23 protein-coding genes are annotated in these 23,575 nt (G+C 69.5%); 18 read left to right on the forward strand and 5 right to left on the reverse strand.

The genetic code is table 11. The features are described 5' to 3' along the window. Positions 1–185 precede the first annotated feature (185 nt). The gene (locus tag A5648_RS10245; RefSeq protein WP_065024444.1) at positions 186–845 is read right to left on the reverse strand and encodes a TetR/AcrR family transcriptional regulator; all 660 of its coding nucleotides are present in this window, start codon (positions 843–845) and stop codon (positions 186–188) included. Between the two features lie 73 nt (positions 846–918). Between A5648_RS10245 and A5648_RS10250 the strand changes: the two genes are divergently transcribed. The 3 genes from A5648_RS10250 to A5648_RS10260 are packed head-to-tail and all read left to right on the forward strand — an operon-like array spanning position 919 to position 4,246. Continuing rightward, positions 919–1,653, forward strand: a complete 735-nt coding sequence (locus A5648_RS10250) for a DUF1989 domain-containing protein (protein ID WP_065024445.1) — start codon at positions 919–921, stop codon at positions 1,651–1,653. Then, positions 1,647–2,252: an urea amidolyase associated protein UAAP2 gene (locus tag A5648_RS10255; protein ID WP_065024446.1), complete on the forward strand. Its 606-nt coding sequence runs from the start codon at positions 1,647–1,649 to the stop codon at positions 2,250–2,252. Before A5648_RS10250 ends, A5648_RS10255 begins: the two co-directional genes overlap by 7 nt. Beyond that, a complete protein-coding gene (locus tag A5648_RS10260; RefSeq protein WP_065024447.1) occupies positions 2,249–4,246 on the forward strand; it encodes a 5-oxoprolinase/urea amidolyase family protein in 1,998 nt (665 codons plus the stop codon). The genes A5648_RS10255 and A5648_RS10260 overlap by 4 nt, the downstream gene beginning before the upstream one ends. Here the strand turns inward: A5648_RS10260 and purU are convergent. Continuing rightward, complete coding sequence (gene purU / locus A5648_RS10265) at positions 4,243–5,097, reverse strand: formyltetrahydrofolate deformylase (RefSeq protein ID WP_065024448.1); 855 nt, start codon at positions 5,095–5,097, stop codon at positions 4,243–4,245. The two genes, A5648_RS10260 and purU, sit on opposite strands and share 4 nt — an antisense overlap. A 240-nt stretch (positions 5,098–5,337) precedes the next feature. Here purU and sepIVA point away from each other — a divergent pair, with 240 nt between their 5' ends. Genes sepIVA through mutM form a run of 4 tightly spaced genes read left to right on the forward strand, consistent with a single transcriptional unit; the run spans position 5,338 to position 8,284 of the window. Further along, complete coding sequence (gene sepIVA, locus A5648_RS10270; protein ID WP_065024449.1) at positions 5,338–6,075, forward strand: cell division protein SepIVA; 738 nt, start codon at positions 5,338–5,340, stop codon at positions 6,073–6,075. A gap of 39 nt (positions 6,076–6,114) precedes the next feature. Further along, positions 6,115–6,729 (forward strand): YceD family protein, encoded by a 615-nt coding sequence (locus A5648_RS10275; RefSeq protein ID WP_065024450.1) that lies wholly within the window; start codon positions 6,115–6,117, stop codon positions 6,727–6,729. Then, complete coding sequence (gene rnc, locus A5648_RS10280; protein ID WP_065024451.1) at positions 6,726–7,445, forward strand: ribonuclease III; 720 nt, start codon at positions 6,726–6,728, stop codon at positions 7,443–7,445. The genes A5648_RS10275 and rnc overlap by 4 nt, the downstream gene beginning before the upstream one ends. 2 nt (positions 7,446–7,447) lie before the next feature. Then, complete coding sequence (gene mutM / locus A5648_RS10285) at positions 7,448–8,284, forward strand: bifunctional DNA-formamidopyrimidine glycosylase/DNA-(apurinic or apyrimidinic site) lyase (RefSeq protein WP_065024452.1); 837 nt, start codon at positions 7,448–7,450, stop codon at positions 8,282–8,284. 4 nt (positions 8,285–8,288) lie between these two features. Here mutM and A5648_RS10290 read toward each other — a convergent pair whose 3' ends face one another. Continuing rightward, positions 8,289–9,068: a PIG-L deacetylase family protein gene (locus A5648_RS10290; RefSeq protein WP_065024453.1), complete on the reverse strand. Its 780-nt coding sequence runs from the start codon at positions 9,066–9,068 to the stop codon at positions 8,289–8,291. Positions 9,069–9,096: 28 nt separating this feature from the next. Next, the gene (locus A5648_RS10295) at positions 9,097–10,200 is read right to left on the reverse strand and encodes a helix-turn-helix transcriptional regulator (RefSeq protein WP_065024454.1); all 1,104 of its coding nucleotides are present in this window, start codon (positions 10,198–10,200) and stop codon (positions 9,097–9,099) included. Positions 10,201–10,417: 217 nt separating this feature from the next. Between A5648_RS10295 and A5648_RS10300 the strand changes: the two genes are divergently transcribed. Genes A5648_RS10300 through A5648_RS10335 form a run of 8 tightly spaced genes read left to right on the forward strand, consistent with a single transcriptional unit; the run spans position 10,418 to position 19,265 of the window. Further along, positions 10,418–10,630 carry a hypothetical protein gene (locus tag A5648_RS10300; protein ID WP_065024455.1) on the forward strand — a complete coding sequence of 71 codons (213 nt, stop codon included), beginning with the start codon at positions 10,418–10,420 and terminating at the stop codon, positions 10,628–10,630. A gap of 51 nt (positions 10,631–10,681) precedes the next feature. Beyond that, positions 10,682–11,068, forward strand: a complete 387-nt coding sequence (locus A5648_RS10305) for a nuclear transport factor 2 family protein (RefSeq protein WP_065024456.1) — start codon at positions 10,682–10,684, stop codon at positions 11,066–11,068. A gap of 48 nt (positions 11,069–11,116) precedes the next feature. After that, positions 11,117–11,533, forward strand: coding sequence for an OsmC family protein (locus A5648_RS10310; protein ID WP_065024457.1), 417 nt, complete (start codon positions 11,117–11,119; stop codon positions 11,531–11,533). Continuing rightward, on the forward strand, positions 11,517–11,801 hold the full coding sequence (locus A5648_RS10315) for an acylphosphatase (protein WP_065024458.1): 285 nt from the start codon (positions 11,517–11,519) through the stop codon (positions 11,799–11,801). The genes A5648_RS10310 and A5648_RS10315 overlap by 17 nt, the downstream gene beginning before the upstream one ends. 19 nt (positions 11,802–11,820) lie before the next feature. After that, positions 11,821–15,411, forward strand: coding sequence for a chromosome segregation protein SMC (gene smc / locus A5648_RS10320; protein ID WP_065024459.1), 3,591 nt, complete (start codon positions 11,821–11,823; stop codon positions 15,409–15,411). Positions 15,412–15,458: 47 nt separating this feature from the next. Beyond that, on the forward strand, positions 15,459–16,751 hold the full coding sequence (gene ftsY / locus A5648_RS10325) for a signal recognition particle-docking protein FtsY (RefSeq protein WP_234787388.1): 1,293 nt from the start codon (positions 15,459–15,461) through the stop codon (positions 16,749–16,751). Positions 16,752–16,808: 57 nt separating this feature from the next. Further along, positions 16,809–17,786, forward strand: coding sequence for a glycoside hydrolase family 6 protein (locus A5648_RS10330; RefSeq protein ID WP_428844329.1), 978 nt, complete (start codon positions 16,809–16,811; stop codon positions 17,784–17,786). Between the two features lie 42 nt (positions 17,787–17,828). Beyond that, positions 17,829–19,265, forward strand: coding sequence for an amidase (locus tag A5648_RS10335; protein ID WP_065024462.1), 1,437 nt, complete (start codon positions 17,829–17,831; stop codon positions 19,263–19,265). 21 nt (positions 19,266–19,286) lie between these two features. Here A5648_RS10335 and A5648_RS10340 read toward each other — a convergent pair whose 3' ends face one another. Next, positions 19,287–20,063 carry an SDR family NAD(P)-dependent oxidoreductase gene (locus A5648_RS10340; RefSeq protein WP_065024464.1) on the reverse strand — a complete coding sequence of 259 codons (777 nt, stop codon included), beginning with the start codon at positions 20,061–20,063 and terminating at the stop codon, positions 19,287–19,289. A gap of 287 nt (positions 20,064–20,350) precedes the next feature. On the opposite strand from A5648_RS10340, the gene A5648_RS10345 reads away from it, so the two are divergent. From A5648_RS10345 to A5648_RS10355, 3 genes are all read left to right on the forward strand, one after another. Next, positions 20,351–21,595: a PE-PPE domain-containing protein gene (locus tag A5648_RS10345; RefSeq protein ID WP_234787389.1), complete on the forward strand. Its 1,245-nt coding sequence runs from the start codon at positions 20,351–20,353 to the stop codon at positions 21,593–21,595. Positions 21,596–21,756: 161 nt separating this feature from the next. Further along, positions 21,757–23,181: a hypothetical protein gene (locus A5648_RS24010; RefSeq protein ID WP_065024463.1), complete on the forward strand. Its 1,425-nt coding sequence runs from the start codon at positions 21,757–21,759 to the stop codon at positions 23,179–23,181. 30 nt (positions 23,182–23,211) lie between these two features. Continuing rightward, on the forward strand, positions 23,212–23,575 hold a 364-nt coding region (locus A5648_RS10355; RefSeq protein ID WP_131810547.1), incomplete at its 3' end, for a phytoene desaturase family protein.

Consider the following 23,575-nt stretch of genomic DNA (forward strand, 5'->3'; position numbering starts at 1 on the left):
TCGGCGACGATCTCCACGAGGCGCCCATCGATGGCGTTGCGTTGACCGGTCAGCTCGGATAACTCCTCGAACAGCACGTCCAAGCGCTGGGCAGGACCCCTCCGAGGGGTGCCGGACAGTGCGGCCGTTGACATGGCTTCATCATCGCAGCGGGGTCCGACAACTTCCGGCGTCGATCCGGGGGGCTATCCCCGTGGCCTCCCCAAACGCTCCGCCGTGCCCTTCCGCATCCGGGCAAACCCCCTGGCGCAGCCCAGTACCCGCAGGGCGGCCTCCGCGGTGGCCCAGGGATGGTCGGGCGGACAGCTGCGGTCATCGGAGCGGCGGTTGATGACCGACTCCACCAAGCGGAACGGGAGGTCGTCGGCCTCGCCAGGGCCGTCGTGTTCGGCGATCACCGCGCGGGACAGCTCTCGGTAGTAATCCCGCAACTGAGCCCGACGCCGGCGGAACTCGGCGAAACGCTCGACGCGAAGCTCCGGAAGCAGATACAAGGTGCCCAGATTCCAGCGGCCGCCGCAGAGTTGGGTGGTGTCGGCGACGACGAGCGTGTGCAGCCGGAGCGCCACGGGGCCGCCTTCGGACAACAGCTCGCCGGCCAGCTGCAGCGAGGTGTCGACGGTGCCGGCCAGCAGCGCATCGAGGATGTCGTCCTTGGCGGCGAAGTGGTGATACAGCGAGGCCTGCTGGATACCGACGCTCTCGGCGATTCGCCGAGTGGAGGTGGCGGCATAGCCGATGGTGGTGAACAACTCCGCTGCCGCATCGAGGATCTCCTCACGCGCGCTGTGGCCCGGGCGGCGAGAGGCCACCAGCCGGGGACGTCCGCGTCGATCGGTCTGCATGGCCCTCCGCCCAAGTTTCTATCGACTGATAGGTAATCATGTTAGGGTGCGGATGTCGAGAGGAGACACACCGATGAGTACCGCCTCGACCGGCGGGGCCCGTTCGCACGCCCGCGCTCAGGCGCACCAGGCCGAGATGCGGGTACCGGCGGTCCCCGACGACGTCGACCCGACGACGCTGTTCTGGGCCGAGTCCGTCCCGGCGGATGGCTACGCCACCAAGGTGCTGGCCCGCGGCAGCCGGATCCGGCTGATCGACGCCGACGGCGGCGCCTGCGCGCATCTGCTGCTCTACCGCGCCGAAGCGCCCTGGGAGCGGCTCAACGTCGCCGACACGATGAAGGTGCCGTGGCAGGCGTACCTGGGCTCCGGCCATCCGCTGCTGTCCGATCAGGGCCGCGTCCTGGCCACCGTCGTCGCCGACTCCTCGAGTCACCACGACCTGCTGTGCGGACCCGACGCCACCGGCCGGCAGCAGCTACTGCTGGGCGCGATCAAGCACGGGATGGACATTCGCGACGTGGCGCCGTCGGTGGCGTTGTTTCGGGGTGTTCGGGTCGATCCTTCCAGCGGCGCATTGGAATTCACCGGGTCGGCGGGGCCGGGGGCGGCAGTCGACCTGTTGATCCACCTGCCGGCGGTGCTGGTGGTGGCCAACACCGCGCACCCGCTGGATCCCGACCCGCCGTCGACCGCGATGGATGTGCTGGCCTGGAAGGCCGGCGAGCAACTGAGCGCGCTGTCCAATCAAGACCCGGAATACCTGCGGGCACTGGAGAACACCGAGGCGGTGGTGGCGGCATGGTGATCATCTCCGAGGATGTGGTGCCGGCCCGCGCACCCTGGTCGGCGGTGGTGCGCGCCGGGCAGCGGCTGCAGATCATCGACCTGCACGGCAACCAGGCGGTGGATTGCCTGCTCTATGACGCCAACGATCACACCCGCCGCTACAGCGCCCAGGCCACCGTCGCCGCCCAGCGCAACATCTTCGTGAGCACCGGTACGGCGCTGCGCAGTGCCGACGGCACCGCCGTGATGACCGTCGTCGCCGACGACGTCGGCAACCACGACACCATCGCCGGGGCCTGCTCTCAGGAGTCCAACACGCTGCGCTACGGCCACCACACCGCCCACCAGCACGCCTGCGTGGAGAACTTCCTGCTCGAAGGCGCCAAGCACGGGCTGGGCAAACGCGACATCGTCTCCAACATCAACTGGTTCATGAACGTGCCGGTCGAAGCCGACGGCACACTGGGCATCGTCGACGGCATCTCGGCGCCCGGCAAGAGCGTGACGCTGCAGGCCGAGATCGACACCCTGGTGCTGGTGTCGAACTGCCCGCAGATCAACAACCCCTGCAATGGCTTTGACCCGACTCCGGTGCGCATGGTGATCACCCGGCAATGATCGGTATCGAGGTGGTCCGCCCGGGCGTGTTCACCACCGTGCAGGACTGGCCCGGGCGCGTCGGCTACTGGCATGTCGGAGTGCCGCCGTCCGGGCCGATGGACGATCTGTCGTTTCGCCTCGGCAACCGGGTGCTGGGCAACTCCGAAGGCGCGGCCGGTCTGGAATGCACCAAAGCGGGCCCCGCTCTGCGCTTTTCGAAGTCCGCCTGGATTTGCGTCACCGGTGCGGCGGTGCCGGTCAGCGTGGACGGTGCCCCGGCGTCGCAGTGGCGGCCGGTGCGGGTACCGGACGGCGGCCTACTGGAGATCGGCACCATTGTCGGGCCCGGCATGCGCTGCTATCTGCTCGTCGAGGGCGGGCTATCGGAGCCGGAATACCTCGGCAGTGCTGCGACTTTCACCCAGGGCGCGTTCGGCGGGCACCACGGGCGGGCCCTGTGCGAAGGAGACCGACTTGGCGCGGCCGGCGGCGACGGCACCGCACCGGCGCTCACCCGCGTACCCAGCCAGAGCCAACCCAGTATCGGCCGGCACTGGGAACTGGCGGTGACCGAGGGCCCGCACGCCGCGCCGGAATTTCTGACCCGCGCCGATATGGCCACCCTGACGCGCACCGACTACACCGTGCACTTCAACTCCGACCGCACCGGCGTGCGGCTGGTCGGACCGAAACCGCACTGGGCGCGTCAGGACGGGGGAGACGCCGGCCTACACCCGTCCAACATCCATGACACCGCCTACACCGTTGGCGCACTGGACTTCACCGGCGACACCCCGATCCTGCTCGGGCCCGACGGCCCCAGCCTCGGCGGATTCGTCTGCCCGGTGACGGTGGTGCGCGGCGACCGCTGGAAACTCGGCCAGCTGGCACCCGGCGACAGCGTGCGGCTGGTGCCGATCCGGGCCGAGCACGCCCCACCGGCAACAGCGCTGAGTGCGCAGCGGCGGGCGGCACTGCCCGTCGTGGTCTCGCGCTCCGGCGACGGCGACGACGGCGTGCTAGAGCGCTACACCGGCCGTGACGGCACCGCCGTCACCCTGCGACGTGCCGGTGACGGCGGGGTCTTGCTCGAATACGGGCCGATGACATTGGATTTGGCGCTACGAGCGCGGGTGCAGGTGCTCTACGACCAACTTCGGCAGCGGGGACTGCCCGGGCTGGCCGAACTGACGCCCGGTGTGCGGTCCCTGCAGATCCAGTTCGACACCGAGTTGTCCTCATGCGCCGAGGTGATCGAGCAGGTGGCCGCCCTCGACGACGCGCTCCCGCCGTGCGATGAGCTTGTCGTGGCGAGCCGCTCGGTGCGCCTGCCGCTGAGCTGGGACGACCCCGCCACCCATGAGGCCATTCGCCGCTATGAGTACGGCGTGCGGCCCGACGCGCCATGGTGCCCGTCGAACATCGAATTCATCCGGCGCATCAACGGACTCGACGACATCTCGCAGGTGTACGACATCGTGTTCGACGCGCAGTACCTGGTGCTGGGCCTGGGCGACATCTACCTCGGCGCCCCGGTGGCCACCCCGCTGGACCCGCGACACCGGCTGGTCACCACCAAGTACAACCCGGCCCGCACCTGGACGCCGGAGAACGCCGTTGGGATCGGCGGCGCCTACTTGTGCATCTATGGCATCGAGGGACCCGGTGGCTACCAGTTCGTCGGGCGCACCACCCAGGTGTGGAATCACCGGCACGCCACCGCCGGGCTGTTCGATCCCGAAACCCCTTGGCTGCTGCGCTACTTCGACCGCATCAGCTTCTATCCGGTATCCGCCGAGGAGCTACTGGAGTTGCGGGCCGATACCGCGGCCGGACGCGGCCGGGTCGAGATCACCGACGGCGAGTTCTCATTGCCGGACTATCGCCGGTTCCTGGACGGCAACGCCGATGCCATCGCCGGATTCCGCCGGCAACAAACGGCGGCGTTCGCCGCTGAACGCAGCGCCTGGCGCCGGGCCGGCGAAATCGGGGCCGCCGCGGGAAGCCCCTAGAGCACCACCGTTTCGTTGTCGACCCGGATCACCCGGTCCTGGCAGTGCCACTGCACCGCCCGCGACAACACCGCTCGCTCCACATCGGCGCCCAGTCGCACCAGATCGCTGACGCTGTGGGTGTGGTCGACGCGCACCACGTCCTGCTCGATGATCGGCCCCTCGTCGAGGACCTCGGTGACGTAATGCGCGGTGGCACCGATCAGCTTGACGCCACGTTCTCGCGCTCGTTGATAGGGCGCCGCACCGATGAACGCTGGCAGGAAGGAGTGGTGGATGTTGATCAGCGGGCAGGCAAGCGCCTCGATGAACTCACCGGTGATGATCTGCATGTAGCGCGCCAGCACCACCAGGTCGACGTTGCCGCAGAGCAGTTGCAGCTGACGCTGTTCGGCTTCGGCGCGGGTCTCGCGGGTGGCGGGGATGTGGAAGAACGGCACCCCGAACGGGCGTACCTGTTCGGCCAGGTCCGGATGATTGGAGATCACCATCGCCACGGTCATCTCCAGCTCGCCACGCCGGTTGCGCCACAGCAGATCCAGCAGACAGTGGTCGGCCTTGGAGGCCATGATCGCCACCCGCTTGGGCTTGGCGGCCTCGGCGAACCGGTAGTGCATCGCGAACCGCTCGGCCACCGTGGCGCCGAACCGCTGTTGGAGTTCGTCGATGGCAGCGGGCAGGCCGGGCAGGTGAAAGATCGCCCGCTGCACGAACGTCCCGTCCTCGGGGGCCGTCGAGTGCTGATCCAGCGAGATGATGTTGGCGCCGGCCTCGGCCAAAAAGGCGCTGACCGAGGCGATGATGCCGTGGCTGTCGGGACAGCGCAGCAGCAGCCGGCCGATGTCGGCCATCGGTTGAGCGCCGGACCGGTGCGGATGGGCCTGCGGCGGCTGTGCCGGCGTCGGTGAACCCGCGGGCCCCCGAGCCTCCCCGGAACCGTTCGTCATGGCCGCCCCTTCGCCGATCCGGAATACCAACGGGCCAGGCTACCGGTGAAGTGGACCAAAATCCGACACACCGAGCAGGTAACGCAGTCACATACGTAACAGAGGGCACACTGGTAACAACAACGATGCCTGGAGGGTGCTGCCGTGTACCGAGTGTTCGAAGCCCTTGACGAACTGGGCTCCATTGTCGAAGAAGCCCGTGGCGTGCCGATGACGGCCGGCTGCGTGGTGCCCCGCGGTGACGTCCTGGAATTGATCGACGACATCCGGGATGCGATCCCCGGCGAACTCGACGACGCCCAGGACGTGCTCGACGCCCGCGACTCGGTGCTCAACGAGGCCAAGGAACACGCGGACTCGATGGTCAGCTCCGCCACCGCCGAATCCGACTCACTGGTCAGCCATGCCCGCGCCGAGGCCGACCGGTTGCTGGCCGACGCCAAGGGGCAGGCGGACCGGATGGTGGCCGAGGCGCGTGGGCACAGCGAGCGGATGCTCGGCGAAGCCCGCGAGGAAGCCGCCCGGCTGACCGCGACCGCCAAGCGTGAGTTCGAGACCGCGACCAGCCGTGCCCAGGCCGAATGCGACCGGCTGGTCGAGAACGGCAACGCCGCCTACGAGAAGGCGGTTCAGGAGGGCATCAAGGAACAGCAGCGGCTGGTTTCGCAGAACGAGGTGGTGACCTCGGCGCGGGCCGAGGCCACCCGGCTGATCGACTCGGCGCACGCCGAGGCCGACCGGATGCGCGGCGAATGCGATATCTACGTCGACGCCAAGCTGGCCGAGTTCGAGGACTTCCTCAACGGCACGCTGCGCTCGATCAACCGCGGCCGTCACCAACTGCGCACCGCCGCCGGCACCCACGACTACGCGACTCGCTGACCGGCGAGCGCGGTGACGCCCGCTGCGTAGAATCGCGGCATGGCAAGGCACCCGGACGCAGGCGTGAAGAGCGGGCGGCGAAAGCTGCCGTCGCCGTTCGTGGTGAACGTTGCCCGGCTGGGCCGGCGTCCGGGCTCGATGATCGCGCTGCACGAGCAGCGCCGCAGCCCGCGCCGCATCGGGCTGGACCTGGTGGCGATCCCCTCCGACACCGCCGTCGAGCTGGATCTGCGGGTGGAGTCGGTCTCCGAGGGCGTGCTGGTCACCGGCGCGGTGTCGGGGCCGACCGCGGGCGAATGTGCGCGCTGCCTGCAACCGCTGACCGGCGAGATCGAGGTCGAGTTGACTGAACTGTTCGCCTACCCGGACAGCACCACCGACGCCACCACCGACGACGACGAGATCGGCCGCGTCGTCGACGACGCCGTGGACCTCGAGCAGGCGATCGTCGACGCGGTCGGGCTGGCGTTGCCGCTGTCCCCGCTGTGCGACCCCGACTGCCCGGGCCTGTGCCCGGACTGCGGAGTCGCGTTGGCCAGTGTGGAGGGGGCCGAACCGGGCCACCACCACGACAAGATCGACCCGCGCTGGGCCAAGCTCGCCGAAATGGCCGGGCCCCCGGGCACGCAGGTGACCGACGACGGTGACCGGTGAGCCGTCCCCGGCAGGCGGTGCTCGACGCACTCGGAGTGGACCTCTCCGACGACCTGCTCACGCTGGCGGTCACCCACCGCAGCTACGCCTACGAGAACGGCGGCCTGCCTACCAATGAGCGTCTGGAATTCCTCGGCGACGCCGTGCTCGGGCTGACCATCACCGACGAACTGTTCCACCGCCACCCCGACCGGCCCGAGGGCGACCTGGCCAAACTGCGCTCCAGCGTGGTCAACACCGCCGCGCTGGCCGCTGTGGCGCGCCGGCTGACCGACGACGGCCTGGGCGCCCACCTGCTGCTCGGCCGCGGGGAGATCAACACCGGCGGGGCCGACAAGGCCAGCATCCTGGCCGACGGGATGGAGTCGTTGCTGGGCGCGGTGTACCTGCAGCACGGCATCGACACCGCGCGCGCGGTGATCCTGCGGCTGTTCGGGCCGCTGCTGGACACCGCGGCGACCCTGGGGGCGGGCCTGGACTGGAAGACCAGCCTGCAGGAGCTGACCGCGGCCCGCGGCCTCGGCGTGCCGGGCTACCAGGTCAGCTCGACCGGACCGGACCACGACCGGGAGTTCACCGCCGTCGTCGTCGTGTCCGACACCGAATACGGCGCCGGTGTCGGACGGTCGAAGAAGGAGGCCGAACAGAAGGCGGCGGCGGCGGCCTGGACAGCGCTGGACGCCTCCGACACCCCGGCCGCCGGTTCGTCCGGGTAGCGATGCCGGAGCTTCCCGAGGTCGAGGTGGTGCGCCGCGGCTTGCACACCCACCTGGTGGGCCGCACCATGACCGGTGTGCGGGTCCACCACCCGCGCGCGGTGCGCCGCCACGAGGCCGGCCCCGCCGACCTGACCGGCCGGCTGCTCGGTGCCCGCATCACCGGCACCGACCGCCGCGGCAAGTATCTGTGGCTGCTGCTCAGTACCGACGAGGCGCTGGTGGTGCACCTGGGCATGAGCGGACAGATGCTGCTGGGGGAGCTGCCCGACACCAAACACCTGCGGATCGCCGCGGTGCTCGACGACGATACGTTGGTCAGCTTCGTCGACCAGCGGACGTTCGGCGGCTGGCAGCTCACCGACCTGGTCACTGTCGACGGCAGCAGGGTCCCGCTGCCGGTGGCGCACCTGGCCCGCGACCCGCTGGACCCGCACTTCGACGCCGAATCAGTGGTGAATGTGCTGCGGCGCAAGCATTCGGAGATCAAACGTCAACTCCTCGACCAGACCGTGGTCTCCGGGATCGGCAATATCTACGCCGACGAGGCGCTGTGGCGCGCCGGCATCCGCGGCACCCGGATGGCCGACACGCTGTCCCGCCCCCGATTGCGAGCACTGTTGGAGGCCGCCGCGGCGGTGATGAGTGACGCGCTGGCCGCCGGGGGCACCTCGTTCGATTCGCTGTATGTCAACGTCAACGGCGAGTCCGGCTACTTCAGCCGGTCACTGGACGCCTACGGCCGCGAAGACGAGCCGTGCCGGCGCTGCGGTACCTCGATCCGCCGGGCGAAGTTCATGAACCGCTCGTCGTACTACTGCCCGAAATGCCAGCGCTGACGGCTCACTCGAAGATATCGCGGTACACCCGCCCCGCGGGCAGTGCCGGATCGACGAACCACTCCCGGCCGAACATCAGCCCGGCCACTTGCGGAGGAAGCCGCATCAACACCGCGAACAGGCGCGCCGCCGCGCCGGTGGTGCCGATCTGCGAACGGTGCGCGGCGAGCGCGTCGCGCTTCTGGCGGGCGAACCGAAACACGTTGATCCGGTGGGTGATCGATGAGCTCGGTGCGTACGCGGTGCGAAGCACGTCGCGCCCGTAGGGCGCCGGCAACCGCAACAGCCGAGCGGCATTGGCGACTCGGATCAACGTCTCCCGGGGCATGGTGGCCTCCAACACCCGCGGTGTGCTCGCGAGTTCGGCGGCCCGCTTGCCGACGTGATGGACCTGCACGTGGTCACGATGCCCGTAGCCGCCGTTGGCCTGGTAGCTCAACAGCAGGTCGGCTTCCTCCTCGCGCAGAATAGCGGCCAGTCGCCGGGCCGCCTCCTCGGTGTCGGCACGGGCGAATCGGACCCGGCCCGGCGGGTCGGGATAGAACTCCGCGCCGAACCCGCTGTCGGCGTAACCAAGGCATTCGACCCGCTTCGCGCCGAGAACGTCTGCGCTGGAACGGAGTTCGGTGAGTCGGATATCCCCGTCGTCGTCGGCACCGACGCGGCCGTCGGTCGCCACCACCACGATCACGCGATGCCCGCCGGCTGCCGCGCGAGCCAGGGTCCCGCCGGTCAGCACCACCTCGTCGTCCGGATGGGCATGGAACGCGACGACGGTGGCCATGAACGATCAGTATGCTCGGCGCGCATCCTCACCGCTGCAGCGGGTCAAGGGTGCTCAGGAGGCGAACGAGTTCGGCCTGGCGATGCACACCGGTTTTGTCGAACACATGCCGCAGGTGGGTCTTCACGGTATTCAGCGACACGGACAACGCCTCGGCGATCGGAGCCAATCCCTCGCCCCGCATCACCAACAGGGCTACCTGCGCCTCGCTTTGCGTCAGGCCGTACAGGCGCCGCAGCAGCGTAGCCGGCGGTTCCGGCTGCCGCTCGGGATCGACGATGATGATCATCGCCCGCTTGGCATGCAGCGCCGCAACTGGATTCGGTTCGATCGGCAGCACATGCAGGATATAGGGCCGCCGGCCCGAGGTCCGCGCACACAGGAAGGAGCCACCCCAGATGTCGCAGCCGTCCAGATCCGCTGCGCGGCCGATGCTGCGTTCCAACTCCGCGTCGGCGCAGCGGGCTTCAGCCTTGATGCAGCCGTTGTCGATCCGTAAACCGTCACCTGCGCACAGAACTCGCTCGGCGGCAGAGTTGACGTAGATCGCCCTGCGCCCTTCGACGATGACGATCCCGTGGCTGACGGCCTCACTGGCCCGGGCGAGGTCGCCGCTGCGGTGATCGAGGTCCTCGAGGCGGCCCTGCATACGCAGCGCCTGCTGCAGATGGGTGCTGAGATGGTCGATCAGTGCGAGGTGCTCCGGACTGTCGAACCGATCCGATTTCTTCACACTCGCGATGGCAAGGCTGGTGACCGCCGGCCCGTTGGTGAGGCGCACGAAGAGCCCGTCGTCCAGCCCGTTCGGGCGCGCCCAATCGATCTGAAATTCGCAATGTTGGTAGGGCCACATCAGTTCTGCGCCCGTTCGCACTGCCCCGACCGGGCCCGCCTCGACCGCGCAGAGCACGTGGTCCAACCGTTCGTAGTGCGCCGCATAGGCCTGCGCCGCGGACGGCGGCATCTGAGCGTACTTGATGATGCGCGAGTCGTTGTCGCTGAACACCAGCGAAGCGGTGTGCGCGTCGAAGGCGCGGGCGATCGCCGCCATGGAGGTATTCCATTGCTCCGGGGCCAGCACCGCGGAGTAAATACCAGCGATCAGTTGTGAGAATTCATCGATCGCGAACATCGCCTACCCCGAATTCCCCGATCGGCCTGCGCATCCCACACATCCGCATCCCCCCGTTGCGAAGCGCTGGGAAGACCGCTGTCTTCTTGCCGCAAAAGTGTACTCGGATCTCATCCATTGGGATGAGGCAATTTCACGGCCGCGGTGCTTGCCTGAAGATGTGTTCGCCGGTGGTTTACGGACACGAAAATATCACTGGCGCAAGGAGGTGACGGTCATGGCGCAACTGGCCATCCACCCCGGGTTGGCGACTGCCTTCGGCGCCGCCGCACATCATGTGCAACAGCGCGGCCATGAGGTTGCCGCAGCATTGATCGTCGCGATTTGCCGCGTCCGCAGCAGATTGCTCGAACCCGGAGATCTCTTCCCGCAATTCGAGTCGGTCTACATCGAAAACGCGCGGATGTTCCGGGAGATGTACCGGCTGTGACGACGAAAGTTGGCCGGGGACAAAGGGAATACCCACGAAAGGAATCGAAGGATGTCTGAGCAGAACATCGAACTGGTCCGGAGCGGTTATCAGGCGTTCGCCAGCGGCGACAGCGAAGCCTTGATGGCGGTCTTCGATGACGACATCGAATGGGTGCAACCGGGCGAGAGCGCGGTCAGCGGAACCTACCGGGGCAAGGCAGAACTCGGCGATTTCCTGGCGCGGTTGGCCGCCAAGGAGCCGACCATCGCTCCGCATCGTTTCCTGGCTGACGGCGACACGGTCGTGGTGCTCAGTGAAGCCTCCATCGGCGGCGAACGTTCGCACAGCGCCGAGGTTTACACCATCCGCAACGGCAAGACGCTGCGGGTCGAGGTGTACGGCGACACCGCCATGATGGAACGCCAGTACGGCCGAAAGAACGTCGCGGCCGTCTGATCGACCGCCGGCGTAGCGAGGCGCCGGGTTGGCGGTAAAAATGTCCCCATGACGCAATTGTGGGTGGAACGAACCGGAACCCGGCGCTATACCGGCCACAGTTCCCGGGGCGCGCAGGTGCTGGTCGGCAGCGAAGACGTCGACGGCGTATTCACCCCCGGCGAACTGCTGAAGATCGCCTTGGCGGCGTGCAGCGGCATGTCCAGCGACGCCCCGCTGGCGCGCCGGCTCGGCGACGACTACCCGGCGACGATTCAGGTCTGCGGTCCAGCCGACCGGGACCAGGAGCGCTACCCGCTGCTGGCGGAGACCCTGGAGCTGGACCTGTCGGCTCTGGACGACTCCGAGAAGCAGCGGCTGCTCACCGTCGTGCGCCGCGCCGTCGACCAGGTCTGCACCGTGGGCCGCACGCTGCAATCCGGCACCGAGGTGCGATTCGAGGTCGCCGATCGTGGCCGGCCCTGACGCCCGGCTCAGCGCCTGGGTGCACGGCCGGGTCCAGGGGGTGGGCTTTCGGTGGTGGACGCGGTCGCGCGCGCTGGAGCTGGGACTGACCGGTTACGCCGCCAACCGCCCCGACGGGCGGGTGCACGTTGTCGCGCAGGGGGCGCGCGAGAACTGCCAGCGCCTGCTGGAGCTGCTGCAGGGCGGCTCCACTCCCGGCCGGGTGGACACCGTGGTCGTCGACTGGGCGGTCGCCACCGAGCCGATCGACGGATTCAGCGAACGTTAGACCGGTAGTCTCACACCCCGTGCACCTCAAGAGTCTGACGCTGAAGGGCTTCAAGTCCTTCGCCGCGCCGACGACTCTGCGGTTCGAGCCGGGCATCACCGCGGTGGTCGGGCCCAACGGGTCCGGGAAATCAAACGTGGTCGACGCGCTGGCCTGGGTGATGGGCGAGCACAGCGCCAAGACGCTGCGCGGCGGCAAGATGGAAGACGTCATCTTCGCCGGCACCTCCTCACGCGCCCCATTGGGCCGCGCCGAGGTCACCGTCACCATCGACAACTCCGACAACGCCCTGCCGATCGAGTACGCCGAGGTGTCGATCACCCGCCGGATGTTCCGTGACGGCGCCAGCGAGTACGAGATCAACGGCGCGAGCTGCCGGCTGATGGACGTCCAGGAGCTGCTGAGCGACTCGGGCATCGGGCGTGAGATGCACGTCATCGTCGGCCAGGGCCGGCTGTCGCAGATCCTGGAATCGCGGCCCGAAGACCGCCGGGCGTTCATCGAAGAAGCCGCCGGTGTACTCAAGCACCGCAAGCGCAAGGAAAAGGCGGTCCGCAAGCTCGACGCGATGTCGGCCAACCTGGCCCGGCTGACCGACCTGACCACCGAGCTGCGCCGTCAGCTCAAACCGTTGGGCCGCCAGGCCGAGGTCGCGCGCCGCGCCGCCACCATCCAGGCCGACCTGCGGGACGCCCGACTGCGGCTGACGGCCGACGACCTGGTCACCCGGCAGACCGAGTTCGCCGGAACCACCGACGCCGAGGCGACGCTGCGCCGCGAACACGACCAGATCACCGAGCGGCTGACGGTGGCCGCCGACGAGCTGACCACGCACGAGTCCGCGGTCGCCACCTTGACTCAGCGCGCCGAGGCCGCCCAGCAGACCTGGTTCGCGCTCTCCGCGCTGGCCGAGCGGGTAAGCGCCACCGTGCGCATCGCCAGCGACCGCGCCCAGCATCTCGACGAGGAACCCATCACCACCGGCGGCGTCGACCCCGACGCGCTGGAGGCCGAGGCCGAACAGGTGGCCGCCGCCGAGCAGCAGCTGCTGGCCGAACTGACCGAGGCCGGCACCCGGCTGGAGGCCGCCCGTGCCGAGCTGGCCGAACGCGAACGTCGCAGCGCCGAGGCCGAGAAGGCGCACCTGGCCGCGGTGCGCGCCGAAGCCGACCGCCGCGAGGGCCTGGCCCGGCTGACCGGTCAGGTGGAGACGATCCGGGCGCGCGTGGAGTCGATCGACGCCCACGTGGCGCAGCTGTCGGCGCGCATCGAGGAAGCCGCCGCGCGCGCCCAGGCCGCGCAGGCGGAGTTCGAGACGGTGCAGAGCCGGGTCGGCGAGCTCGATCAAGGCGAGGTCGGCCTCGACGAGCAGCACGAGCGGACGGTGGCCGCGTTGCGGCTGGCCGATGAGCGGGTCGCCGAGCTGCAGGCCGCCGAGCGCGGCGCCGAACGGCAGGTGGCCTCCCTGCGCGCCCGTATCGATGCGTTGTCGATGGGACTGGAACGCCGCGACGGCGCCGCCTGGTTGGCCCAGAACCACAGCGGGTCCGGGCTGTTCGGGTCGATCGCCACGCTGGTCAAGGTGCGCTCGGGCTACGAGGCGGCGCTGGCCGCGGTGCTCGGCTCGGCCGCCGACGCGCTGGCCGCCGAGAACGCCGGTGCGGCGCGCACGGCGCTGAACGCGCTGAAGAGTGCCGACGGCGGGCGGGCCGCGATCGTGCTGGGGGACTGGCCGCTGTCGCCGCCGGTGGAACAGACCGGCCTGCCCGACGGGGCGCAGTGGGCGCTGGAGTTGATCGAGGCCCCCGACCGGCTGCGCGGCGCGATGACCGCGATGTTGTCGTCGGTGGTGGTGGTCCCCGATCTGCCCGCAGCCCTGGATCTGGTGGCCGCCCGCCCCGGCGTGCGGGCGGTGACCGTCGACGGCGACCTGGTCGGGGCGGGCTGGGTCAGTGGCGGTTCGGACCGCAAGCCTTCGACGCTGGAGATCAACAGCGAGATCGACAAGGCGCGCGGCGAGCTGGCCGGCTCCGAAACACAGGTCGGACAGCTCAGTGCGGCCCTGTCGGGCGCGTTGGCCGAGCAGGCCGCCCGCCAGGACGCCACCGAGCAGGCGCTGGCCGCGCTCAACGAATCCGACGCCGCGATCGCCGCGACCCACGAGCGGCTGGGCCGGCTGGGCCAGGACGCCCGCGCCGCCGAGACCGAGTGGCGCCGCCGGATGCGGGAACGCGACGAGTTGGAGTCCGGCCGGGCGCAGGCCGTCACCGAGCTCGGCGAGATCGAGGCCCGGCTGCGCAACGCCGAGCAGGACCAGCCGACCGCCGCTGGCGAGCCGGTGGACCGGGAGCAGATCGCGGCCGCCGCCGAGGCGGCCCGCAGCGTCGAGGTGGAGGCCCGGCTGGCGGTGCGTACCGCCGAGGAACGCGCCAATGCCGTTCGGGGCAAGGCGGATTCGCTGCGCCGGGCCGCCGCCGCCGAACGCGAGGCGCGGGTGCGCGCCGAACAGGCCCGCGCGGCCCGTGCGCTCGCCGCGACCACGGCGGCCGCGGTGGCCGAGGCCGGGACAGCGTTGGCCCGGCGTTTGCAGCTGGTGGTGGCGACGGCGGCGCGGATCCGAGACGGGCTGGCCGGCGAGCGTCAGCAGCGGGTCGCCGCGATGGCCGCGGTTCGCGAGGAGGTGAACTCGCTGAGTACCAGGATCACCGCACTCACCGAGTCGCTGCACCGCGACGAAGTCGCCAAGGCGCAGGCAGCGCTGCGCATCGAGCAACTCGAGCAGACGGTGCTCGAACAGTTCGGCATGAGCTCGGCGGACCTGATCGGCGAATACGGCCCCGAGGTTCCGTTGCCGCCGACCGAGCTGGAGCTCGCCGAATTCGAGCAGGCCCGCGAACGCGGCGAGCAGGTGACCGCGCCCGCCCCGATGCCCTTCGACCGGCCCACCCAGGAGCGCCGGGCCAAGCGCGCCGAGCGCGAACTGGCCGAACTGGGCCGGGTCAATCCGCTGGCACTGGAGGAGTTCGCCGCACTCGAAGAGCGCTACAACTTTCTGTCCACCCAGCTGGAGGACGTCAAGGCGGCCCGCAAGGATCTGCTCGACGTGGTCTCGGACGTCGACGCGCGCATCCTGCAGGTGTTCACCGACGCCTACGCCGATGTGGAACGCGAATTCACCGAGGTGTTCGCGGCGCTGTTCCCCGGCGGCGAGGGCCGGCTGCTGCTGACCGACCCGTCCGACATGCTGACCACCGGTGTCGACGTCGAAGCCCGCCCGCCCGGCAAGAAGGTCAAGCGGCTGTCGCTGCTGTCCGGCGGCGAGAAGTCGCTGACCGCGATCGCCATGCTGGTCGCGATCTTCAGGGCCCGACCGTCGCCGTTCTACATCATGGACGAGGTCGAGGCCGCGCTCGACGACACCAACCTGCGTCGCCTGCTGGCGTTGTTCGAGATGCTGCGGGCCCGCTCGCAGCTGATCGTCATCACCCACCAGAAGCCGACGATGGAGGTCGCCGACGCGCTGTACGGGGTGACCATGCAAGGTGACGGGATCACCGCGGTGATCTCCCAGCGCATCCGCGGTGAGGAACTGGTCTCCAGCCAAGCGTGAACCCGGCCGTGAACCCGGGCTGGGTACTCCCTGCGACAATGAACGTCGTGTCGTCTCAAAGTCTGTGGATCGCTGTGGCGGTCGTTGTCGCGGTGGTTCTGGTCGGTCTTCTGATCTTCGGGCTGGTGCGCCACCGCCGTCGGCGCATCAGCCTGACCGCGCCGCAGCGCGAGAGCCTGGACCGCTCGGGCGGCTACGCCGCCTCCTCGGGGATCACGTTCAGCCGAACCGAGGAGGCACCGGCCCCCGTCATCGGCGACGACGCGACGGTGCCCCGGGACGCACCCCGGCGCACCATCACCGATGTCGACCTGCCCGAAGCGCCTCCCGAAGCGGCTCCCGAACCTCAAGCACCGCCCGCTGAAGCCGTCGAGCCGTCCGTTGAGCCGTCCGTCGAGCCGTCCGTCGAACCGGAGATCGAGCCGGTGGACGGGCGGATGCAGCGCCTGCGCGGCCGGTTGGCCAAGTCGCAGAACGCATTGGGCCGCAGCATGCTCGGGCTGCTCGGCGGCGGCGACCTGGATGAGGACTCCTGGCAGGACGTCGAGGACACCCTGCTGGTGTCCGATCTGGGGCCGACCGTCACCGAATCGGTGGTCGCGCAGCTGCGCGAACGGCTGGCCGGCGGGCAGGTGCGCACCGAGGCCGACGCCCGCGTGGTGCTGCGCGAGGTGCTCATCGGCGAGCTGCAGCCCGGCCTGGACCGCTCCATTCGGGCGCTGCCGCACGACGAGCATCCGTCGGTGCTGCTGGTGGTAGGGGTCAACGGCACCGGCAAGACCACCACCGTCGGCAAGCTGGCCCGGGTGCTGGTGGCCGACGGCCGGCGGGTGGTGCTGGGCGCGGCCGACACGTTCCGGGCCGCGGCGGCCGACCAGCTGCAGACCTGGGCGGCGCGGGTCGGCGCCGAGGTGGTCCGTGGGCCTGAGGGCGCCGATCCGGCGTCGGTCGCGTTCGACGCCGTCGACACGGGTGTCTCGGCCGGTGCCGACGTGGTGGTCATCGACACCGCCGGCCGGTTGCATACCAAGACCGGCTTGATGGACGAGCTCGGCAAGGTCAAGCGGGTGGTGACCCGCCGCGCGGCGGTCGACGAGGTGCTGCTGGTGCTCGACGCCACCATCGGGCAGAACGGACTGGCGCAGGCCAGGGTGTTCGCCGACGTCGTCGACATCACCGGGGTGGTGCTGACCAAACTGGACGGCACCGCCAAGGGCGGCATCGTGTTCCGGGTGCAGCAGGAGCTGGGGGTGCCGGTCAAGCTGGTCGGGCTCGGCGAGGGGCCTGACGACCTGGCTCCCTTCGAGCCGGCGGCCTTCGTCGACGCCTTGCTCGGCTGAGCGACCCGGCGCCGATCGTGACCGTCTTGTGACCTCAGGCCGGCCATAAGGTAATTTTTGGCTGTGCTCCCCTCAGCATTTGGCGCCCTCGCGCGCCGTCTCGCCCCTCTTTTGACTGTTGCGGCCCTCGTCGGCGCCGCTCCGGCCCTCGCCGACGGCGACAACCCGCTGGCCGGCATGCCCTTCTACGTCGATCCCATCTCGAAGGCGATGCATGCCGCCAACGCCCAACCCGACAGCGCCGAGCTGGCCCGAGTCGCCAACACGCCGCAGGCGTACTGGCTCGACCAGGCGTTCGGGGCCGGTACCGTCGGCGCAACGGTGGCCCGGCACACCGGCGCGGCAGCGGCGGCCGGCGCCATGCCGGTGCTCGTGCTCTACGCCATCCCACACCGCGACTGCGGCAGCTACGCCGCCGGCGGGTTCTCCTCCGGGGCGGCCTACCGCGCCTGGGTCGACAGCATCTCCGACGGGATCGGCGGCAACCCGGCCGCGATCGTCCTCGAACCCGACGCCCTCGCCATGGCCGACTGCCTCTCCGGGGACCAGCGTCAGGAGCGCTTCGACCTGATCAGCTACGCCGTGGATACGTTGGGCCGCAACCCGGCTACCGCCGTCTACGTCGATGCCGGGCACTCGCGCTGGGTGAACGCCGGCGAAATGGCCAACCGGCTCAACCAGGCCGGGGTGGGACGCGCCCGTGGCTTCTCCCTCAACAGCACGAACTACTTCACCACCGAAGAACAGATCGGTTACGGCGAAGAGATTTCCGGGATGACCGGCGGCAAGCACTACGTGATCGACACCTCGCGCAACGGTGCCGGCCCCGCCGAAGGCGACCCGTACGGCTGGTGCAACCCCAGCGGCCGGGCGCTGGGTGCGGCGCCGACGACCGACACCGCGGGCGCGCACGCCGACGCCTACCTGTGGGTCAAGCGGGTAGGGGAGTCCGACGGCAGTTGCGGCTCCGGCGAACCCGCCGCGGGACACTTCGTCAGCGAGTACGCGATCAACCTGGCGCGCAACGCGGGGTAGTCAACCGCGCCGGCACGGTTCCCGTCGGGTAAACCAGAAGCCATGAGCGGACTTGCCGAAGAACTCCGATGGACCGACGCCACCGCCCAGGCGGCGTTGGTGGCCAACGGTGAGGTCACGCCGACCGAGCTGCTGGAGGCCGCGATCGAGCGAATCGAGCGCTCGAACCCCGGGCTGAACGCGGTGGTCATGAAGTGGTTCGACCACGCCCGATCGGTGACAGCCGACCTGCCTGATGGCCCGTTTCGCGGGGTGCCTTTCCTGCTCAAGGACCTCTACGCCGACTTCGCCGGGCAGACCCTGTCCAATGGCAACGCCGCTCTCAAAGCCGCTGGCAGAAAAGCCAATTCGGACAGCACCCTGGTCGCTCGGTTCAAGGCGGCCGGGCTCGTCATCGCCGGGCGGACCAACAGCCCCGAGTTAGGCAGCCTGCCCACCACACAGCCACTGGCGTGGGGACCGACCCGCAACCCGTGGGCGCCGGAGCGCACGCCGGGCGGGTCCAGCGGCGGGGCGGCGGTCGCGGTGGCCACCGGGATGGTGCCGTTCGCGCACGCCTCCGACGGTGGCGGCAGTATCCGCATCCCGGCCTCGTGCTGCGGGATTGTGGGACTCAAGCCGAGCCAAGGCCGGATCACGGTCGGTCCGGCCCGGGCCGAGGCGGGGCTGGGGGTCGAACTGTGCGTCAGCCGTTCCGTGCGTGACACCGCCGGGCTGCTCGACGCGGTGCGCGGTCCCGGCGTGGGGGACACCGTCATCGCGCCCGAGCCGCAACGCAGGTATGTCGCAGAGGTCGGTGCCGACCCGGGACAGCTGCGTATCGGATTCCTCGATGTGCATCCGCGCGGCGAAGTTCTGCACGAGGACTGCCGATCGGCGGTCCGGGCGGCGGCATCGATGCTGGAGGGACTCGGGCACATCGTCGAGCCGGCCTGGCCGTCCTGTCTTGCCGACACCACGCTGACGCAGCGGTTCATGGCCTTGTGGGCGACGCAGATGGCGTTGGCCGCCCGCGATATCGGCGCCACTCTCGGACGCGAGGTGACCGCGGCGGACATGGAGCCGGTGAACTGGGCGCTGGTCGAGCAGGCGCAGCGGTTGACTGCCATCGACTACGCCGCAGCGCAGGCGGCGGGCTGGACCTTTCGGCGTGCGCTGCAGCAGTGGTGGGCGGACGGCTGGGATCTGCTGCTGACACCGACGGTCGCCGAACCGCCACCACTGCTGAGCGAGTTCGAGAACGAACCCGCGTTTCCGACCGCCCCGCAGCGGCGGGCCGGCCGGTTCGCCGCGTTCACGCCGCCGTTCAACATGAGCGGACAACCCGCGATCAGCCTTCCGCTGTACCGCAACGCCGATGGACTGCCGATCGGCATTCAGCTCGCCGCCGACTACGCCCGCGAGGACATCCTGATTCGTGTTGCCTCGCAACTGGAATCAGCACACCCGTGGTCGGGGGCGCATCCGCCAGTCGGTTGAGCGCGCGAAACCTACTACTAGCTACTTCGGGGGCATCCGGATGCCGCCGTCCACCCGGACGACCTCGGCGTTCATGTAGGAGTTGGTGAGCAACTCGACCACCATCGACGCGAGCTCCTCGGGCTTGCCGAGCCGATGCGGGAACAGCACGGACTCACCGAGTTTGGCTTTGAAGGCTTCGGATGCCTCGCCTTCGCCGTAGATCGGGGTGTCGATCAGGCCCGGCGCGACGGTGTTCACCCGGATGCCGACCGCGGACAGGTCGCGGGCCACCGGCAGGGTCAGGCCCACGACGCCACCCTTGGACGACGAGTAGGCGGCCTGGCCGATCTGGCCGTCGAAGGCCGCGACGCTGGTCATGTTGACGATCGCGCCCCGCTCGCCGGTGTCGGTGAGTTCGTTGCGGCTCATCGCGGTGGCCGCGATCCGGATGCAGTCGAAGGTGCCGACCAGGTTGATGTCCAGCACCTTCTTGTACGCATCCAGGCTGTGTGCCGACTCGAATTCGCCGTCCTTGCCGATGGTGCGCTGGGCCCAGCCGATGCCGGCCGAGTTCACCAGCGCCCGCAGCGGACCGAGGTCCGCGGCGGTGTTGACGGCGTCGATGATCTGCTCGGTGCTGGTCACGTCCACCGGCACGAACACCCCGCCGATCTCGTGGGCCAGCTCCGCACCTTTGTCCGCCTGCAGGTCGGCCACGACGACCCGGGCACCCTTGTCGGCCAACTGGCGGGCAGTTGCCGCACCGATTCCTGATGCGCCACCGGTAACGATCGCGCTTGCTCCAGTTATATCCACGGCAGACACTTTACGCGGACGCCTTTCCGGCCCGGGTTTCGGTCGAGGGAATTGGCCGACATTATCACTACGTCCAATAACCGGAGTTATGTCAGCCTGGCTGGCGTTCGGCGGAACGACTGACTAAAACTGTTGCGGGTGATCTAATTTCGATCAGGTAACGGTTCGATCGCAGGGTCAGTGGGTTGGGAGTTTTCATGGGAGAACTGGTCGCGATGTCGCGTGTGGGGGGAGCGGCTGCGCCCCGCCGTAGGCGCGTAGTCGTCGCTGCCGTAAGTGTTTTCGCCGTGTTCGCCGGCATGGTCGGCGTGTTGCCGCTGACTGCGCGGTCGTCCGCTGCCTCGCCGCCGGCGGTGCAGTTGACCGGCGGAGGTACCGCATTCGTTATGGGCGGCAGCGGTATTCCATTGCCATCGGACGGATATGTTAACGCCGCCGACCTGTTCTATTTGCAGCCGCACGGCTTCACCGGCACCGCGCAATCACTGTTCACACCGCAGTTGTACTTCCCGGGAAACGTCTCGGAAGTCCAAGGCGCCCAGATCCTGGCCGAGGCGATCAACAAGGAGATCGCCACCGGGCAGGTGAACGCCGACAACCCGGTGTATGTGTTCGGTTACTCCCAGAGTGCGGCGATGTCGTCGATGACGATGGAGCAGCTCTACCACCAGGGCGTGCCGGCCGAGGACGTCCACTTCGTGCTGGTCGGCAACGCCGCCAACCCCAACGGTGGCATCGTCGAAATGCTCAACCTCTGGGATGGCGACATCACGTTCTGGAACGGATTGATGCTCGGCCACCCGACCCCGGATTACTTCAACACCGACGTCTACACCCTGGAATACGACGGCTACGCCGACTTTCCCCGATATCCGCTGAACCTGCTGTCGACTCTCAACGCCGTAGCCGGCATGTTCACCCAGCACATCGCATATCTGGGCCTGAGCCACGACGACATCGCCAACGCAATTCAGTTGGACACCACCGACCCCGACAGCCTCACCAACTACTACATGATTCCCAGCGAGCACCTGCCGCTGCTCGAGCTGTTGCGGCTCAACCCGGTCTGGGGCGCCCCACTGGCCGCCCTGCTGGAACCGAGCATGCGCATCCTGGTGAACCTGGGATACGGCAGCCTCACCGAAGGCTGGAACCAGGGGCCGGCCAACGTGCCCACCACCATCAGCTGGGACCTGTTGCCGAGCAACATCAGCTGGGCCGACATCAACGCCGCCCTGGCCAACGCCTGGACCCAAGGGCTTCAGGACGCGTTCAAGGAACTGCAGAATCTCAACACCTATCTCCCCGGGGGATTCCTTGGCGACGACCTGTTCTCGTCGATCTTGACCGCGGCGCAGCGCGTCTACTTCGACATCCAGGACACCGGTTGGTGGTTGGGCGGTTCGGCTGCCGCCACCGACCCCGCGGACGGTTCGGACCTCGCGAGCTCCCTCGGGTCTCTCGTGGACGGCAACCCCGACGTCTCCTGGATCGCCGACCTGCTCGGCCTGGACACGATCGCCCCCGCCTAAACCAGCTTCGGCCAGTGGGCACAGCACAGTCGCAGAAAGGTCAATTGACAATGAATCGTCGTCATCGTCGCAGCTCCGGTGGGCGTGGTCGCGCCGCGGCCGGCCGGTTGTGTCGTGCCGTGGGCGGTGCCGCAGCGGCGTTGGCGCTAGCGCTGACACCCATGGCGACCGCACCGTCGGCCCAGGCGGATTTCGATTTCTTCGATCCCGGAGCCTGGCTCGACCTGTCTGACCTCAACTCGGCCGGCCTGGACGGTGCCGACATCGGCGTGGCCAGCTTCGACCCCGCCGACATCGGCTCGGTCGACTTCAATGCGTTCGAGCCGGCCGACTGGGCGCAGCTCTACCAGGACGCCTTCTACCTCCCGATCCACGACGCGCTGCAGAGCTTCCTGCACAACGCGGGCAATCAGCTGGTGATCGACTTGATCAACACCCCGTGGGTGCTGATGTTCGGCCGGGATCTGATCGGCGACGGCATCGATGGCTTTACCGGCGTCAACAACTCGCTGTTCGGCTGGCTCGGGCTGGGCGACCTCGGTGACGGCGGATTCCTGTTCGGCGACGGTGGCACCGGTGCTGCCGGTGTGGCCGGGGTCGACGGCGGCATGGGCGGTGCCGGCGGCGATGCCGGCTTGTTCGGTAACGGCGGTGCGGGCGGTCAGGGGGCCGCCGCCTACCTGGGCGCCGACGGCACCGTGATCGAGGCCGGTGCCGGTGGCCAGGGCGGCTCGGGTGGTTTGTGGTTCGGCGACGGCGGCGTCGGCGGCCAGGGCGGTACCGGCTTCCACGACACTCTCAGCGGCCCGAGGCTGGTGGCGCACGACGGCGGTGACGGCGGCTCCGGGGGCGACGCCCTGGCCGGGTGGGGCTTCGGCGGAGCCGGCGGGCGCGGCGGATCGGGCTGGGTCGGTGTCAACGGTTCCGAGGTGACCGCCCTCAACGGCGGTGACGCCGGCAACGGCGGGACCGGCGGCAAGGCCGGGTGGTTCCTGGGCATCACCGGTGACGGCGGTGACGGCGGTACCGGAGGAGCCGGAGCGGCCGGCGCCGCCGGCACGGCTTCCCAGCCGATGGGCGGCAACGGCGGCAACGGCGGCGACGGCGGCCAGGGCGGAGCGGCCGGTGCCAGCAACGCGTGGGTCGGCGGAGCCGGCAAGGCCGGTATCGACGGTGACGGAGGCTCCGGAGGCAAGGGCGGTGCCGGTTTGAACAACCCGCTCGGCGTCGGGGGCCGCGGTGGCGACGGTGGCTCCGGCGGAGCCGCGGGCAACGGCACGACCGGTGGCACCGGCGGTGCAGGCGGCGCCGGCGGAGCCGGTGGAAGCGGCCTGACCGGCGCTAACGGCGGCCGCGGCGGGAACGGCGGCGCGGCGACCAACTTGGTGGACAGTGCCGGCGGTGCCGGCGGTGCCGGTGGGGCTGGCGGCAACGGCATCGTCGGACCGGGCGGCGACGGCGGCCACGGCGGCAACGGCGGAGCCACCGACGGCGCATCCGGCAGCCCGGGCGAGCCCGGTGCATCCAACGACGGCAGGACAGGTGGCGCCGGCGGCGCGGGCGGTGCACCGGGCGATCCCGCCTAGCGTCGCGGGCTGCCGGCGGGAGGTGGCGGCGTGAGCACAGCGATCGTGGTGGGCGGCGGGCCCAACGGGCTTGCCGCCGCCGTGACGCTTGCTCAGCACGGGGTGCGGGTCACGGTGCTCGAGGCCGCCGACGCGGTAGGTGGCGGCACCCGCAGCAGCGAGGCGATCCTGCCGGGTCTGCTGCATGACGACTGCTCGGCCATTCACCCGATGGCGGTCGGCTCCCCGTTCCTGTCCGGCCTCGATTCCGGCCGCTACGGCTTGCAGTGGCGCTGGCCGGACGTCGACTGCGCGCATCCGCTCGACGACGGCAGCGCCGGGGTGCTGTACCGCTCGGTCGAGCAGACCGCGGCCGGCCTGGGCCGCGACGGCGGCCGCTGGCGACGTCTGTTCG

It is taken from the genome of Mycolicibacter sinensis, from assembly GCF_001673565.1.
GTDB lineage: Bacteria > Actinomycetota > Actinomycetes > Mycobacteriales > Mycobacteriaceae > Mycobacterium > Mycobacterium sinense_C.

Coding starts and splice junctions, on each gene's coding strand:
- A5648_RS10295 (WP_065024454.1), bottom strand. CDS start 10,200: ATGTTCGCGATCGATGAATTCTCACAACTGATCGCTGGTATTTACTCC.
- A5648_RS10245 (WP_065024444.1), bottom strand. CDS start 845: ATGCAGACCGATCGACGCGGACGTCCCCGGCTGGTGGCCTCTCGCCGC.
- A5648_RS24010 (WP_065024463.1), top strand. CDS start 21,757: ATGGCGACCGCACCGTCGGCCCAGGCGGATTTCGATTTCTTCGATCCC.
- A5648_RS10305 (WP_065024456.1), top strand. CDS start 10,682: ATGTCTGAGCAGAACATCGAACTGGTCCGGAGCGGTTATCAGGCGTTC.
- A5648_RS10310 (WP_065024457.1), top strand. CDS start 11,117: ATGACGCAATTGTGGGTGGAACGAACCGGAACCCGGCGCTATACCGGC.
- A5648_RS10290 (WP_065024453.1), bottom strand. CDS start 9,068: ATGGCCACCGTCGTCGCGTTCCATGCCCATCCGGACGACGAGGTGGTG.
- purU (WP_065024448.1), bottom strand. CDS start 5,097: ATGGCCGACATCGGCCGGCTGCTGCTGCGCTGTCCCGACAGCCACGGC.
- A5648_RS10275 (WP_065024450.1), top strand. CDS start 6,115: ATGGCAAGGCACCCGGACGCAGGCGTGAAGAGCGGGCGGCGAAAGCTG.
- A5648_RS10335 (WP_065024462.1), top strand. CDS start 17,829: ATGAGCGGACTTGCCGAAGAACTCCGATGGACCGACGCCACCGCCCAG.
- A5648_RS10255 (WP_065024446.1), top strand. CDS start 1,647: ATGGTGATCATCTCCGAGGATGTGGTGCCGGCCCGCGCACCCTGGTCG.
- A5648_RS10250 (WP_065024445.1), top strand. CDS start 919: ATGAGTACCGCCTCGACCGGCGGGGCCCGTTCGCACGCCCGCGCTCAG.
- A5648_RS10300 (WP_065024455.1), top strand. CDS start 10,418: ATGGCGCAACTGGCCATCCACCCCGGGTTGGCGACTGCCTTCGGCGCC.
- mutM (WP_065024452.1), top strand. CDS start 7,448: ATGCCGGAGCTTCCCGAGGTCGAGGTGGTGCGCCGCGGCTTGCACACC.
- A5648_RS10260 (WP_065024447.1), top strand. CDS start 2,249: ATGATCGGTATCGAGGTGGTCCGCCCGGGCGTGTTCACCACCGTGCAG.